This is a genomic window from Sphingomonas sp. (genome assembly GCF_019242355.1).
In the GTDB taxonomy this organism is placed as follows: Bacteria; Pseudomonadota; Alphaproteobacteria; order Sphingomonadales; family Sphingomonadaceae; genus Sphingomicrobium.
The window spans coordinates 1-12,909 of the sequence record NZ_JAFAVR010000071.1; the positions used below are offsets into that span (position 1 = coordinate 1).

At 67.2% G+C, this 12,909-nt stretch carries 17 protein-coding genes, 1 tRNA gene and 1 pseudogene; 14 read left to right on the top strand and 5 right to left on the bottom strand.

The window, feature by feature from the left end; translation table 11 throughout:
* Window positions 1-508 (top strand): tyrosine-type recombinase/integrase (locus tag JOZ79_RS03340; RefSeq protein WP_294070543.1); only part of this gene is annotated, 508 nt, incomplete at its 5' end.
* A 63-nt stretch (window positions 509-571) separates the two neighbouring features.
* On the top strand, window positions 572-1,513 hold the full coding sequence (locus tag JOZ79_RS03345) for an acetyl-CoA carboxylase carboxyltransferase subunit alpha (protein ID WP_294070546.1): 942 nt from the start codon (window positions 572-574) through the stop codon (window positions 1,511-1,513).
* Between the two features lie 48 nt (window positions 1,514-1,561).
* Here JOZ79_RS03345 and JOZ79_RS03350 read toward each other — a convergent pair whose 3' ends face one another.
* Together JOZ79_RS03350 and JOZ79_RS03355 are read right to left on the bottom strand one after the other, a co-directional pair.
* Entirely contained in the window at window positions 1,562-1,735 is a 174-nt protein-coding gene (locus tag JOZ79_RS03350) for a Flp family type IVb pilin (RefSeq protein ID WP_294070591.1), read from the bottom strand.
* A gap of 102 nt (window positions 1,736-1,837) precedes the next feature.
* The gene (locus JOZ79_RS03355; protein ID WP_294070549.1) at window positions 1,838-2,623 is read right to left on the bottom strand and encodes a methyltransferase domain-containing protein; all 786 of its coding nucleotides are present in this window, start codon (window positions 2,621-2,623) and stop codon (window positions 1,838-1,840) included.
* 42 nt (window positions 2,624-2,665) lie between these two features.
* On the opposite strand from JOZ79_RS03355, the gene JOZ79_RS03360 reads away from it, so the two are divergent.
* From JOZ79_RS03360 to folE, 8 genes are all read left to right on the top strand, one after another.
* Entirely contained in the window at window positions 2,666-3,400 is a 735-nt protein-coding gene (locus tag JOZ79_RS03360; RefSeq protein WP_294070552.1) for a ComF family protein, read from the top strand.
* Between the two features lie 38 nt (window positions 3,401-3,438).
* A complete protein-coding gene (gene grxC, locus JOZ79_RS03365) occupies window positions 3,439-3,696 on the top strand; it encodes a glutaredoxin 3 (protein ID WP_294070555.1) in 258 nt (85 codons plus the stop codon).
* Entirely contained in the window at window positions 3,693-4,517 is an 825-nt protein-coding gene (locus JOZ79_RS03370) for a carbon-nitrogen hydrolase family protein (protein ID WP_294070558.1), read from the top strand. The genes grxC and JOZ79_RS03370 overlap by 4 nt, the downstream gene beginning before the upstream one ends.
* Window positions 4,514-4,915 carry a DUF1178 family protein gene (locus tag JOZ79_RS03375; RefSeq protein WP_294070561.1) on the top strand — a complete coding sequence of 134 codons (402 nt, stop codon included), beginning with the start codon at window positions 4,514-4,516 and terminating at the stop codon, window positions 4,913-4,915. Before JOZ79_RS03370 ends, JOZ79_RS03375 begins: the two co-directional genes overlap by 4 nt.
* 36 nt (window positions 4,916-4,951) lie before the next feature.
* A tRNA-Arg gene (locus JOZ79_RS03380) sits at window positions 4,952-5,028 on the top strand.
* A gap of 18 nt (window positions 5,029-5,046) precedes the next feature.
* Window positions 5,047-5,328 (top strand): DUF6356 family protein, encoded by a 282-nt coding sequence (locus JOZ79_RS03385; protein WP_294070564.1) that lies wholly within the window; start codon window positions 5,047-5,049, stop codon window positions 5,326-5,328.
* The gene (locus JOZ79_RS03390; protein WP_294070567.1) at window positions 5,318-6,652 is read left to right on the top strand and encodes an FAD/NAD(P)-binding protein; all 1,335 of its coding nucleotides are present in this window, start codon (window positions 5,318-5,320) and stop codon (window positions 6,650-6,652) included. The genes JOZ79_RS03385 and JOZ79_RS03390 overlap by 11 nt, the downstream gene beginning before the upstream one ends.
* Complete coding sequence (gene folE, locus JOZ79_RS03395; RefSeq protein WP_294070570.1) at window positions 6,636-7,244, top strand: GTP cyclohydrolase I FolE; 609 nt, start codon at window positions 6,636-6,638, stop codon at window positions 7,242-7,244. The genes JOZ79_RS03390 and folE overlap by 17 nt, the downstream gene beginning before the upstream one ends.
* Before the next feature lie 75 nt (window positions 7,245-7,319).
* On the opposite strand, the gene JOZ79_RS03400 is transcribed toward folE, so the two are convergent.
* Entirely contained in the window at window positions 7,320-7,778 is a 459-nt protein-coding gene (locus JOZ79_RS03400; protein WP_294070573.1) for a PA2169 family four-helix-bundle protein, read from the bottom strand.
* Window positions 7,779-7,972: 194 nt separating this feature from the next.
* Between JOZ79_RS03400 and JOZ79_RS03405 the strand changes: the two genes are divergently transcribed.
* Window positions 7,973-8,734 carry a methyltransferase gene (locus JOZ79_RS03405; RefSeq protein ID WP_294070576.1) on the top strand — a complete coding sequence of 254 codons (762 nt, stop codon included), beginning with the start codon at window positions 7,973-7,975 and terminating at the stop codon, window positions 8,732-8,734.
* The gene (locus JOZ79_RS03410) at window positions 8,731-10,038 is read left to right on the top strand and encodes a dicarboxylate/amino acid:cation symporter (RefSeq protein ID WP_294070579.1); all 1,308 of its coding nucleotides are present in this window, start codon (window positions 8,731-8,733) and stop codon (window positions 10,036-10,038) included. The genes JOZ79_RS03405 and JOZ79_RS03410 overlap by 4 nt, the downstream gene beginning before the upstream one ends.
* Here JOZ79_RS03410 and JOZ79_RS03415 read toward each other — a convergent pair.
* Together JOZ79_RS03415 and JOZ79_RS03420 are read right to left on the bottom strand one after the other, a co-directional pair.
* Window positions 10,002-10,733 carry a LytTR family DNA-binding domain-containing protein gene (locus tag JOZ79_RS03415; protein ID WP_294070582.1) on the bottom strand — a complete coding sequence of 244 codons (732 nt, stop codon included), beginning with the start codon at window positions 10,731-10,733 and terminating at the stop codon, window positions 10,002-10,004. The genes JOZ79_RS03410 and JOZ79_RS03415 overlap by 37 nt on opposite strands.
* A 25-nt stretch (window positions 10,734-10,758) precedes the next feature.
* A complete protein-coding gene (locus JOZ79_RS03420) occupies window positions 10,759-11,967 on the bottom strand; it encodes a histidine kinase (RefSeq protein ID WP_294070585.1) in 1,209 nt (402 codons plus the stop codon).
* 148 nt (window positions 11,968-12,115) lie between these two features.
* Here JOZ79_RS03420 and JOZ79_RS03425 point away from each other — a divergent pair, with 148 nt between their 5' ends.
* Window positions 12,116-12,346: a hypothetical protein gene (locus JOZ79_RS03425; protein WP_294070588.1), complete on the top strand. Its 231-nt coding sequence runs from the start codon at window positions 12,116-12,118 to the stop codon at window positions 12,344-12,346.
* A 194-nt stretch (window positions 12,347-12,540) separates the two neighbouring features.
* Window positions 12,541-12,909, top strand: a pseudogene (locus tag JOZ79_RS03430) (hypothetical protein); the annotation flags it as partial.

The following is a 12,909-nucleotide window of genomic DNA, read 5'->3' on the forward strand; positions in this document are numbered from 1 at the left end:
GAGCGACGAACCGGCCGCGGTCCGCAACCTCGCGCTCCTGGAGCTTCTCTATGGCTCGGGCCTGCGCGCGACCGAGCTCGTCAGCCTGCCCAGGGGCGCGCTGCGCAAGGGCCAGCCATTCCTGATCGTTCGCGGCAAGGGCGCCAAGGAGCGGCTGGTGCCGATCTCCTCCCGCGCTGAAGACGCGATCGCGCGCTGGATCGGGCGTGTGCCAGGCGACGCCATGTGGCTGTTTCCAAGCGGCAAGCAGCATCTCAGCCGGGTGCGGCTGTTCCAGATCGTCCGGCACATGGCCGCCGACGCCGGAATCGCGCCCGAGCGAGTCAGCCCACACGTCCTTCGCCATGCCTTCGCGACGCACCTGCTGTCGGGTGGGGCGGACCTGCGCGTGCTTCAGTCACTGCTCGGCCACGCCGATATCGCGACGACGCAGATCTACACACATGTAGACAGTGCCCGGCTGGTCGAGCTCGTCAATACGCGTCACCCGCTGGCCGACCGCCGTTGACAGGCGCCATCGGTTCTGACCGTCGTTGACGGTCCGGCGGCTTGCGCTTACCCGCCCGCCGACATGCAGAGCTATCTCGATTTCGAAAAGCCGATCGCCGAGCTGGAGACCCGGGTCACCGAGCTGCGCGAGACGGCGAGCAACGGCGCGATCGACATCGACGCTGAGATCGGGCGGCTCGAGGCCAAGTCATCGAAGCTGCTGCGTGACACCTATGCCAGACTGACGCCCTGGCAGAAGGCGCAGGTCGCGCGTCATCCGGACCGGCCGCACTTCAAGGATTATGTCGGCGGCCTGGCCGACGAGTTCGTGCCGTTGGCCGGTGACCGCGCCTTCGCCGACGATGCCGCGATCCTCGGCGGCCTCGCCCGCATCGACGGCCGCCGGGTCATGCTGATCGGCCACGAGAAGGGCGACGACACCGCCTCCCGGCTCAAGCACAATTTCGGCATGGCCAAGCCCGAGGGCTACCGCAAGGCGATCCGGCTGATGAAGCTTGCCGACCGCTTCGGGATCCCGGTGGTCACGCTGGTCGACACGTCAGGCGCCTTCCCCGGGGTCCAGGCGGAAGAGCGCGGCCAGGCGGAGGCCATCGCCCGTTCGACCGAAACATGCCTCTCGCTGAAGGTGCCGCTGATCGCCGCCATCGTCGGAGAGGGCGGGTCGGGCGGCGCTGTCGCACTCGCCGCGGGCAATCGCGTCCTGATGTTCGAGCATGCGGTCTATTCGGTGATCTCGCCGGAGGGATGCGCCTCGATCCTGTGGCGAACGTCGGACAGGGCCGCCGATGCCGCGGAAGCAATGAAGATCACCGCGGGCGACCTGCTTGCGCTTGGAGTCATCGACCGGATCGTTCCCGAGCCGCTGGGCGGCGCACAACGCGACCCGGATGCTGCGATCGGGTCACTGAAGGGGGCGATCGTCGAGGAGCTCGACGGCTGCAACGCGCTCGGGCCCGACGAACTACTCAAGCAGCGCCGGGCGAAGTTCCTCGCCATCGGTTAGCAGGTCGATTCAAGTTGCTGACAGGCGGGAGCGTTCGTCCCGCCGCACCTACATCTTTGTCTGGACAGTGGTGCTGAGGTTGCTCCATGCGCCGCCGACGCCGCCGCCAAGGCTCTTGAGCGCGCCGATCATCGCGACCACGATCAGCGCGGCGATGAGCCCATATTCGATCGCGGTTGCACCGCGCGAGTCGATGCGAAGCCTGCGCAACGTCTTCCGGATAGCGGTCACGCCACCCTCCCTCTGGTCTTGGTCCACGCTTCGGCTGTAGCGCGGATCGGGTTAACAATTTTTACGATGAGAATGCTTAACGTCCCATCACCTTCAATCTGGAGGGACTTCGGTCCACCCCGCGACGTGCAGGATTTCGAAGGTTTCAACTGTCCGCTGTCCGTCGCCGGCGGCGCTGAATGAGGCGGCTGCGGCGTCACGCTCTTGTCTTGATAGCGGACGCCGGCTGCGGCCGCTTAGCAGGTTGGTCGCCGCCATCCGCCTGAGATCGGCGACAAGGCGGTCGAACGAGGCGTAGGACACGGTCACTCGGTCGACGTCGACCACCGGCCGCTCGAACCCCGCCGCGGCGAGCAGGCCCGCGAGCGCGGACGGCTCGATCCGGGGATGGACATGAGGCACGGCTGCGCCGCCGACCTCGTCAGCCGAGCGCATTGCGGCGCGCAGCTGCGGCAGGGTCTCGCCGCCTGCGAATGCGCCGACAAGGAGCCCGCCGGGTGCAAGGGCAAGCCGGATCGCGAGCAAGGCGCGCGGCAGGTCGTTGACCGTGTCGAGTGTGCCGATGGCGACGGCGAGGTCATAGCGGCCCGGCTCAGGCTCCCACGCGTCTTCGACGACCGTAGCGGCGCCGGCGGCCGCCGCGAACAACGGACCGGGTTCGATGACGTCGACCCTGCCCGCGATGTCCGCCAACCGGTCGGCGGCGGTCGGATCGGGACAACCAACGAGCAACGCCCGCTCGAACCGCCGCGGAACTGCGCCGATGCGCTCCAGGATGTCCTCGAAGACCCGTTCGAACAGGAATAGCTCGGGTCCCAACCGCGCCGCGCGATCGCGCCGAAGCGCGCGCAGGGCAGTATCGAAGAGCGGTGGCGGCACGGCCGCGCTTGTGCGTCGCGGCCGCCTCGGCGACAAGACGCCATGTTGCCCAGTTTCATCCGCGGCGCCGCTCGCCACGTGCTCGACTTCGTGCTTCCGGCACGTTGCTCGGCTTGTGGAGTCATCGTCGGCGAGGCGCACAGCTTTTGTGCCGATTGCTGGACCGAGGTGGCGTTCCTGGGCATCGGCGGCTGCAGTACATGCGGCCTGCCGCTTCAGGCGACCGAGGCGGACAGCTGCGCCGTCTGCCTTGCGCGGCCGCCGCGGATCGCCCGGACCCGGGCCGCGGTCGCCTATGACGAGGTGTCGCGCGGCCTCGCCATCCGGCTGAAATATGGCCGAAAGGTCGCGATCGCCAAGACGATGGCGCGTTTCATGGCGCCGCTGGTCGAGCAGGGCGGGGAGCGGCTGCTGGTGCCCGTGCCGTTGCATCGCAGCCGCTTGTGGTGGCGCGGCTTCAACCAGTCGGCGCTGGTCGCCACGGAGCTGTCCAGGCGTATCGGCATCCCGGCGGCGCCGATGGTCCTTAGCCGGCAGAGGCGGACGCCGCCGCTCAAGGGGATGAGCGCGTCGCAGCGGCGGCGGGCGGTGTCCGGCGCCTTCCGCGTGCGGGAGCCGGCGGCAGTCAGGGGCAAGACGATCATCCTCGTCGACGATGTCCTCACCACCGGCAGCACGGCGGAGGCCTGCGCTCGGGCGCTCAAGCGGGCGGGCGCGGAGCGGGTCGAGCTGATCAGCTGGGCGCGGGTGGTGAAACCTTCGCTGTTGATGCGTTGAGCCTTCTGCCTAAGTATCGGCTGGGAAGGACCAAGCCCGTGCATGTCGTTGAAATCTACAGCAAGACCACCTGCCCCTTCTGTTGGCGGGCGAAGCATCTGCTCAGCAGCAAGGGCGTCGATTTCCATGAGATCGTGATCGATTTCGGCGGCCCGAAGCGCGATGAGATGATCCAGCGCGCGAATGGTCGGACGACGGTGCCGCAGATTTTCATCCATGGCACCCACGTCGGCGGCTGCGACGACCTGATGGCGCTGGAGCGCGCCGGTCGGCTCGAGGCGCTGCTCGTCGCATGACCCGGATCGCCCTTTTCCAGTCGACCACCGGGATCGACCCAGAGCGCAATGCCGAAGCCCTGGTCGTTGCGGCCGGCGAGGCGACGCGCGGTGGCGCGGCGATGCTGTTCACCCCGGAAATGTCGAACCTGCTCGACAAGGACTCGGCGAGGGCTCGCCCCAAGCTCCGCGACGAATCGGAAGACGTCGTCCTCGCGGCTGCTTGCGACGCGGCGCGCGAGAATGAGATCTGGATTCACGTCGGCTCGCTGGGGGTGCTCGACGACGACAAGGTCGCCAATCGTAGCTTTGTCGTCGATCGAACCGGCCGGGTGCGCGCTCATTACGACAAGATGCATCTGTTCGACGTCGACCTGCCGACCGGCGAAAGCTGGCGCGAATCGGCGACCTATCGGGCAGGCGAGGGCGCGGTCGTCGTCACCGGGACGCCGGTTGGCAACCTCGGCCTCACAATCTGCTACGACCTTCGCTTCCCGATGCTGTTCGCCCGCCTCGCCGAAGCGGAGACCGACGTGATCGCAGTGCCGGCGGCGTTCACGGTGCCGACCGGGATTGCTCACTGGCATACTCTCCTGCGAGCCCGGGCGATCGAGGCCGGCCTGTTCGTCGTCGCCGCGGCCCAGGTCGGCCGGCACGAGGACGGCCGAAGCACCTTCGGCCACTCGCTGGTCGTCGACCCCTGGGGCGAGGTGCTGCTAGACATGGGCGACGGGCAAGGCGTTGGCTTCGCCGACATTGACCTCGCGCGCATCTCCGACGTCCGCTCACGCATTCCGGCGCTCAAGCACCGCCGCGACATCGGCGAGGCGGCGCGGCAATGATTGTCTTCGACCTTCATTGCAGGGACGGCGGCGAGACGTTCGAGGCGTGGTTCCGATCCGGCAGCGACTATGAGGAACAATGCGCGGGCGGGCTGGTCGAATGCCCGGTCTGCGGCTCGACCAACATCGTCAAGGCGCCGATGGCTCCGCGAGTGCCGCGCAAGGGTGGAAGCGAGCCGCTCGCTCGTCTTGCCGCCCTCCAGGCCGAAATGCTGAAGAGCTCACGCTGGGTCGGTGACCGCTTCGTGACCACGGCCCGCGCCATGCACGACGGCGAAATCCCTCGTGAACACGTGCACGGCCAGGCGACGCTCGCCGACGCGAAGTCGCTCATCGATGACGGCATCGCCGTCGCTCCCCTGCCGCTTCCCGTCGTTCCGCCGAGCCAAGTGAATTGATTGCGGGCGCGCGTCTGCCTATTCCTGGCGGCGGCCGGCCCCGTAGCTCAGCAGGATAGAGCGCCGGATTCCTAATCCGTAGGTCACAGGTTCGAATCCTGTCGGGGTCACCAGATTGCGGGGGGTAAGAGGTGGCAGGACAGGCGCATTCCCACGATCGAAAGCACGGCCTCAGAAGGCTGTTCGTCGAGCATCCGCAAGCGCTCGGCATGGGCTGGGCGGAGCATGGGGCCGGTGCAGTCAGGATCTCCGCCGAGTTGATCAGTGCCGGCACGGCCTGCCTGATCCATGCCGCGGTGCCCGGCTGGTTCACGGAGACCGCGGGTCGGACGGTGGCGCGGCTTCACGACCATATGCTGAAACGTCGCGCAGGCGCCGCGAACCCGGAGAGCTGGCCCGACTATGAGATCTGACCGGCGGGTGCCGGTCGCGATTGTCGGGGGCGGCTTTTCAGGAACGGTACTCGCCGCCCAGCTTGCCCGGCGCGGCGTCGCGTCGCTGCTGCTCGACGGCAGCGACCGGGCCGGGCAGGGCGTTGCGTATTCCACCTGCGAGCCGGCGCACCTGCTGAACGTCCGCGCCGAGGCAATGAGCGCCTTCGCCGAAGAGCCGGCGCATTTCGCCGAGCGGTTCGAGGCGGAGGGCGGCGAGCGCGAGGACTTCGCTCCGCGGCGATTTTTCGGCGGCTACCTCAAGGATATCCTCGCCGATGCTGTCGCGAGCGGTTGCGTAGAGGTTGAGCATAAGGCGGCGGTGAGCGCCGGCCGCGAGGGTGACGGCTGGATTGTCGGGCTCGACGGCGGAGATGGCATCTTCGCGGACGCGCTGGTGCTTGCCAACGGCAACCAGGAGCCCGAGCCGATGCGCGCGCTCGCCGAAACCGGCCCGCGCTACATCAACAATCCCTGGGGCGATGATGCCCGGGCAGCGGTCCAGGAGCTCTCGAGGACGAACGGCAGCGCGCTTCTTATCGGGACTGGCCTGACGATGGTCGATCTCGCTCTGTCGCTTGACGCAGCCGGGCATCGCGGGCGGGCGGTCGCGCTGTCTCGCCGAGGCCAGGTGCCGCGCTCCCATGCCGATTTCGCGCTCGTGCCGGTCGATGGGGATGCGGTGCCGAAGCGATTGCTGCCGTTGCTGCGCTGGCTCAGGCGGCGCTCCGCCAAGGTCGGATGGCGGGCTGCCGTCGACAGCCTGAGGCCGCACACGCATGCGCTGTGGCAGGGTTTCAGCACCGCCGACCAGCGACGCTTCCTCCGCCACGCGCGCGCCTGGTGGGACGTCCACCGCCACCGGATCGCGCCCGAGGTCGCGCGAACAATCGCTCGAATGGCGACGGAGGGCCGGCTGGAAATCGTCGCTGGCCGGATCGTCGCCGCCCGTCCCGACGGTGATGGAATCGCCGTGGACATTCGCCGCCGCCGCGAACGTGACATTGTGGCCGAGCGCTTCGACTATGTCTTCAATTGCACCGGCCCCCTCGGCGCAATCGCTCGCACTCGCGACCCGCTGCTGAAACGCTTGCTGCACGATGGCCTTGTCGCTCCGGACGAGCTCGGCATGGGCGTCGAGGTTGACAGGCGTTCGCGCGTGCCTGGCGCCAGGGCCTTGTGGGCGCTCGGTCCTCTGACCAAGGGCCGCTTCTGGGAAATCGTCGCCGTCCCCGATATCCGGGGCCAGGCGGCGGCGGTGGCCGACGATATCGCGAAGGAGCTTGGCCGTGACCGACACGCCTGACGACGGAGACCTGGTTGGGCTCCCTGAGACCGCCGTCCCCGCCGATGTCGCCGAAGCCGTTCGAACCCTGATCCGCTGGGCCGGCGACGATCCCGACCGCGAGGGGCTGCTCGACACTCCGCGCCGCGTGGCCAAGGCGTGGAAGGAATATGCGAAGGGCTATGGCGAGGACCCGGCCGCGCATCTCGCGCGCACGTTCGAGGAGGTCGGCGGCTATGACGAGATCGTGCTGCTGCGCGACATCCCGTTCCAGTCGCATTGCGAGCATCACCTGGCGCCGATCATCGGCAAGGCGGCGATCGCCTATCTGCCCGACCACAAGGTCGTCGGGATCAGCAAGCTCGCCCGCGTGCTCCACGGGTTCGCGCGCCGGCTGCAGGTACAGGAGCGGCTGACGGCGCAGGTCGCGGACGCGATCTGGGACCATCTCCAGCCCAAGGGCGTCGCCGTCGTCATCGAGGCGAGCCATGCCTGCATGACTGCGCGCGGCGTTCAGACGCCCGGCGTCATGATGACCACCAGCCGGATGATGGGCACCTTCCGCGAGGACGAGCGCAGCCGCCGCGAAGTGCTGGCGCTGATGGGCTACTGACGCAAACAGGGCGACCCGGCATGGCCCGGCCGCCCCGTCGCCACGCCCCCGGAAGGGCGATATCCTGGAAGGTGCTTAGGCCGAGGCTTCGAGCCCGTGCTTCAGCTGGCTGATCTGGTCATGGCCGGCGCGCACCGACTGATACGCGTTCTCGACCACCGAGCGCGCATCACTGTCGAGATCGCCGTCCTTGAGCGCCGTTTCGAACTTCTCCTTGAGATAGTCCTCGCCACGCTCGACTTCGTTGACGATGGACTTCTCGTCGCGCCCGGTGATCGCGGCCTTCAGGTCCTCGAAGCGCTGGTGGGTCTTGCCCATCAACGAGCCGCTCTCCTCCGGATCGCCACCCAGCCGCCGGACTTCGGCGCGCAGGTCCTCGACGACTTGCTGTCGTTCGTCGGCGCGGCTGCGGAAGACTTCGCGCATCCGCTCGTTGTCGATGTTCTTCGCCGAGTCCTCATAGCCCGTGATGCTGTCGATCGTAGTCGCGATGAGGGTGTTCAAGGTCGTAATGCTTTCCGAATGCTCGGCCATTGATTGACTCCTGGATTGGATTTGCGGGCTTCAACGCTCGAACGGCAGTGACGATGCCAACCCTGGCGAATTTCGCGGGCGCAAGGCGCGTATTGCACTCGGCCTGGCGCGATCGCGTGGCCAGTGGCGCGTCATTGCGGGCAGCGCTAGAAGGAGCTCTACTGGTCAGCACAGTCGGAAAAAGGGGAGTCCCTATGCGCAGCTTCGCAGCATCTGCCGTTGCTCTCGCCATTCTCGCCGGTCCCATCGCGGCCCGTCCGTCTTCGGTGCCGACCATAGCTACCGCCGTCGCCGCTTCCGGCCGCTCGGCCGACAACGTCAAGCTCGACGAAGGCCGCAGGCCCGCTCAGGTGCTCCGGTTCCTGGGGCTCAGGCCCGGCATGCAGGTCCTCGATCTGTTCGGCGGCAATCGCTATTGGGCGGAGATCATGGCGCCCGCGGTCGGCTCAAAGGGGAGCGTCACGGTCTGGGAGCCGAAACAATTCTTCAAGCCGGACGCTGAGGCCGCGTTCGACGCGTTCATAGCGAAAACGCCAAACGTTTCCATCGTCTCGACCCCGTTCGAAGCGCCGACGCTGCCGAAGAACCGCTTCGACTTCGTCATCCTCAACGACAATTACCACGACACCTATTGGCAGAGCGACAAGTACGGCATCCCGAAGATGGACCCGGCGGCGTTCCTCAAGGTCGTCCATGACTCGATGAAGCCGGGGGGCGTGATCGGCGTCGTCGACCATGTCGCAAATCCCAATGCGGAAACTCGGGCGACCGTCGACAAGTTGCACCGGATCGACCCGAACGTGGTCAAGGCAGACTTCAAGCGCGCCGGCTTCGTCCTGGTCGGAAGCAGCGACATCCTGCGCAACACGACCGACGACCACAGCATCCTGTCAACCGACGCCAGGATCCGCGGACACACGGACCGCTTTATCTTCAAGTTCAAGAAGCCCGCTTGAGCAGCGCCGAGGCAACGGCGAAGCCGGAAAACAGCTACCAGGCCTACCGGCCACTGGTGGCGCTGGTCGTCGGGATCGGGCTCGGCATCGCCTCATCGGCGTGGCCGGCAGAGGTCCGTTCGGCAGCGGTCGGTACAGCGGATTTCGTCGGCACGCTGTGGCTGAACGGCCTCAAGATGACCGTGATTCCGCTGGTCATCGCCTTGCTCGTCGTCGGAATCGCCAAGAGCGCCGAGGCGGCGCAGGGCGGGCGCATCGCCGGCCGCAGCGTCGTGTGGACGGTCATCTTCTGCACGGCGTCGGCGGTGTTCGGGACGGTGTCGATGCTGCTGCTGACGCGCGCGCTGCCGCTCGCCCGGTCGACGGCCGCAGCACTCCAGCAGGCGCTGGGCGGGGTCGAGCAGAAGACCGCGACGCCGCTTCCCGGGATCGCCGACTTCTTCAAGGGCGTGATCCCGCCCAACATCTTCGCGGCCGCGACCAATGGCGACATCCTGCCGCTGGTGGTCTTCGCGCTGCTCTTCGCACTTGCGTTGGGGCGCATAGCCCCGAAGCGCCGCACGGCCGTGGTCGACCTCTTCGACACGATCGGAGAAGCGTTCCTCGTCATCATCGGCTGGGTGCTTCTGTTCGCTCCTTTGGGAGTGCTCGCCCTGGGATTCACGGTCGGAGCGACGGCGGGCGGCGCGGCGTTCGCGGGTCTCGGCCACTATATCGCGCTCATATCCGCCGTCGGCATCCTTGTCTGGCTGCTCGCCTTTCCAGTCGCGGTGGTCGGCGGCCGCATCGGACCCGGCGTCTTTGCGCGGGGAATGATCGCGCCGCAGGCTGTTGCGATTTCGACCCGCTCGTCCCTCGCATCATTGCCGGCGATGCTTGCCGCCTCGCGCGACATCGGCGTTCGCGAGCAGGTCGCGGACGTCAGCCTGCCGATCGCGGTCGCCCTTTTCCGCGCGACTGGCCCGGCAATGAACATCGCGGTCGCGATCTATGTCGCGCACTGGCTCGGTCTGCATCCGAGCATGGCGGAGATCGTCGCCGCCACCGCGGTCGGGGCCGTCATGAGCTACGGCGCCGTCAGCCTGCCGGGCGAGGTCAGCTACATCAGCTCGATCGCACCAATTGCGCTGGCGCTCGGAGTACCGATCGCACCGCTCGGTCTGCTGGTCGCGGTCGAAATGATACCGGACATCTTCCGGACGGTCGGCAACGTCGCGTGGGACGTGACCCTTGCGGCGATCGTCAACCGGTCCGCCGATGGGCCTGGTCAACGGCCCGCGATGGATCGCACCCGGTCGGAATAAAGCCGGCCGACCGGCTGCTCGCTGCCGTCCATCAGACGGGCGATCCAGCGGCCGGACGCGCTCCGGGTGAAGCCCGTAATGAAGTCCTTGCGGACAATCGCCGAGCGATGCAGCCGGACGAAGAGGTCGGAGTCCAGCCCTTCCTCGAGCGCGGCCATGGAGTGATGGATCAGCCAGCTCCGCCGGCCGACGTGCAGGCGCATGTAGTCGCGCTCGGCCGACACCCGATCGATGTCGCGAGCGGCGATCCGGACCAGCCCGGTGAGGTCGGACGCCCAGAACTCCTCGAGCTGCGGCGAGCTCGGCTGGTGCGCGCGCGGCCTCGTCTCGCGGCGCTCCAGATAGTCGCGGGCCCGCTCGAGCGCGCGCTGCAGCCGCGCCGGCTCAACGGGCTTCATCAGGTAATCGACGGCCGCGACCTCAAAGGCGGCGACGGCGAAATGGTTGAAAGCGGTAACGAACACGACCGCGGGGCTCGGTTGCCGCTCGGCCAGTGCCTTGGCGACCTCGATTCCGTCGAGGCCCGGCATGGCGATGTCCAGCAACAGCAGGTCGGGACCGAGCGCCGCCGTCATCTCGACCGTGCCTTCTCCATCGCTGGCGGTCCCGACGAGCTGGACGCCGGCGCAGCGGGACAGCAGCAGCTGCAGCCGCTCGGCGGCAAGCGGCTCGTCGTCCGCAATCAGAACCCGCATCGCCCCCTCCGCCATGCCGCTTCCTTCAGTCCTGCAGGTCCAGCGGCAACAGAAGCTCGACTCGATAGCCGCCGTCGCCGGTCGGCCCGTACGCGCAGGTCGCAAGCGACCCGAAGCGCGCGGAAAGGCGCTGGCGGACATTGGTGATGCCGACGCCGGTGCCGTCGACGTCCACGGTCTTGCTGGCGAGTGGGCGGCCGCCGCGGTTCTCGACCTCGATCGCGAAGCGGCCCGGTCCTGCTTCACGTGCCGCGATGCGCAGGATCACGGTGTCGCGCGTCGGCGATACCGCATGCTTGATGGCATTCTCGACCAGCGGCTGAAGGATCAGAGCGGGCAGGCGCGCCTTCTCTAGGTTGGCGGGCACATCCACCTCGACCTTCAGCCTGCGCGGGAACCGCACGCGCTCGATATCCAGATAGAGCCGCTGCAGCGCGATCTCCTCGGCGAGACTGATGTCCGCGCCGGCGTCCAGGGTGAGGCTCTGGCGAAAGAAGGTCGACAGTTTGAGGACCATCGATTCCGCTTCCTCGCCACGGTTCGCAATGATCAGCGAGGACAGGGAATTGAGCGTGTTGAACAGGAAGTGCGGATTGACCTGATAGCGCAGTGCCCGGAGCTGCGCCGCTTGAGCGGCGCTCTCCGCTTCCGCCGCCCGTTGCTGGGCGCCGAGCGCGACCGACTGCGCCTGGGTGGCGATGTAGAAGGCGCTCCAGGCAAGGAAGAAGAACAACCAGATGACCGCGACGTCGGCGGCGTAGCGGAAGCGCTGATTGGCATCGAGCTGGCCGAACTTGGGCAACGTGAGGACGAGCGGCTCGGCCGCTCTCCGCTCGATCTTCAGGGTCCGGTCCTGAGCGACGACCACCATTCCCTCGCTCGCCTGGACTCGGAACTGTTCGCGGCTCGGCCGCAGATGATCCTCGGTAGAGATCAGCATTACCGCCATCAGGCAGGATCCGATTACCGAGGCCGCGACCGCGATCAGGGCCTTGGCGCGGATGGACCTGCCCATGCCGAACCCGGCGATCGTCAGATAGATGAGCGCGGTGAGCGCGATTCCGACGACGATCACGAGGAGCTTGTTCTCGACCGTGGTCAGCGGGTCCGAGCCAAGGAAGGCCCGGGCGACGACGGTCGCCGCGTAGAACAGCCAGAAGCCGAGGATCGACTTCAGGGCGAGGGGCCAGTCTGCAAAGCGGGTACGACGCGGCACGGCGGGCATCATCAGCATGATCGGACCTTGCGCTCAATCGCTGCTTGCGGGAACCGGTTCGGACCGCATTGGCAGAAAGGCGACTGCTGCCGGTCGAAAGTCGCCGACCATCGGGCGTTGGAACGAGCCTCCGGGCCGCTCGTTGGTGGCGGACAGGAGATGCGCAATGAGCGAAGGCGGTGGCGACAAGGACGACCAGGGCAAGCAGGTTCCGCCGCCCGTCTTTTCCGCGCCTCCCGAACGCAGCCTGGAACGGAAACTCAAGCGCAACCCCGACGACCTTGATGCCAAGGTCGACGTCGGCAGCGACGAATCGATGGATGCCTCCGATCCCCCGGCCGCGGCTCAGCCCGGCCAGAGCGACGAGCCCGTGCCGTCGTCCGGCTTTCCCGAATAGTCTCGACGTCCAGGGACCGACGTCACGTTGCAATAATTCAACAATCCACAGTTTTGACCGCTCCGGTCAATTTCTGCCCTTGCGGCGCTGACTCCCCTCTGATTCAATCTGAACGGGGGGTGGGACTGTGGTTAAGATAATCTCAATCCAAACCGCAGCATGATCCCGCCTAGGTAAAAGGAGTCGGGTTCATGATTACGCGGACCAGCCAGCCGGCGAGCGGCGCGATGCTGATCTCGGAGATGAAGGAGTTTGCGAGCTTCCCGAAAGCGACGCAGCGCTACATCCGCCGATCGCTCGATGTTGCTTATGGCCGCCGCGATCCCATCGAGTGCTGGGCGCGCGACGAGGCCGAGGCCGCGTCGATCCGTGGCCAGGCCAGGCTTTACAAGCAGATCGATCACCTCCGCCTGCAGGTGCCGGACGACAGCGGCCTCGACATGATCGAGCCGTTCGTCGGGATGCTTATCACCCTTTCAGCTTTCGATCTCGGGCAGGATCGGCTGCCGAACTTCGCGGCCTATCGCTTCCTTTACGAGCGCCTGATCGGTGCCTCGGCTCGC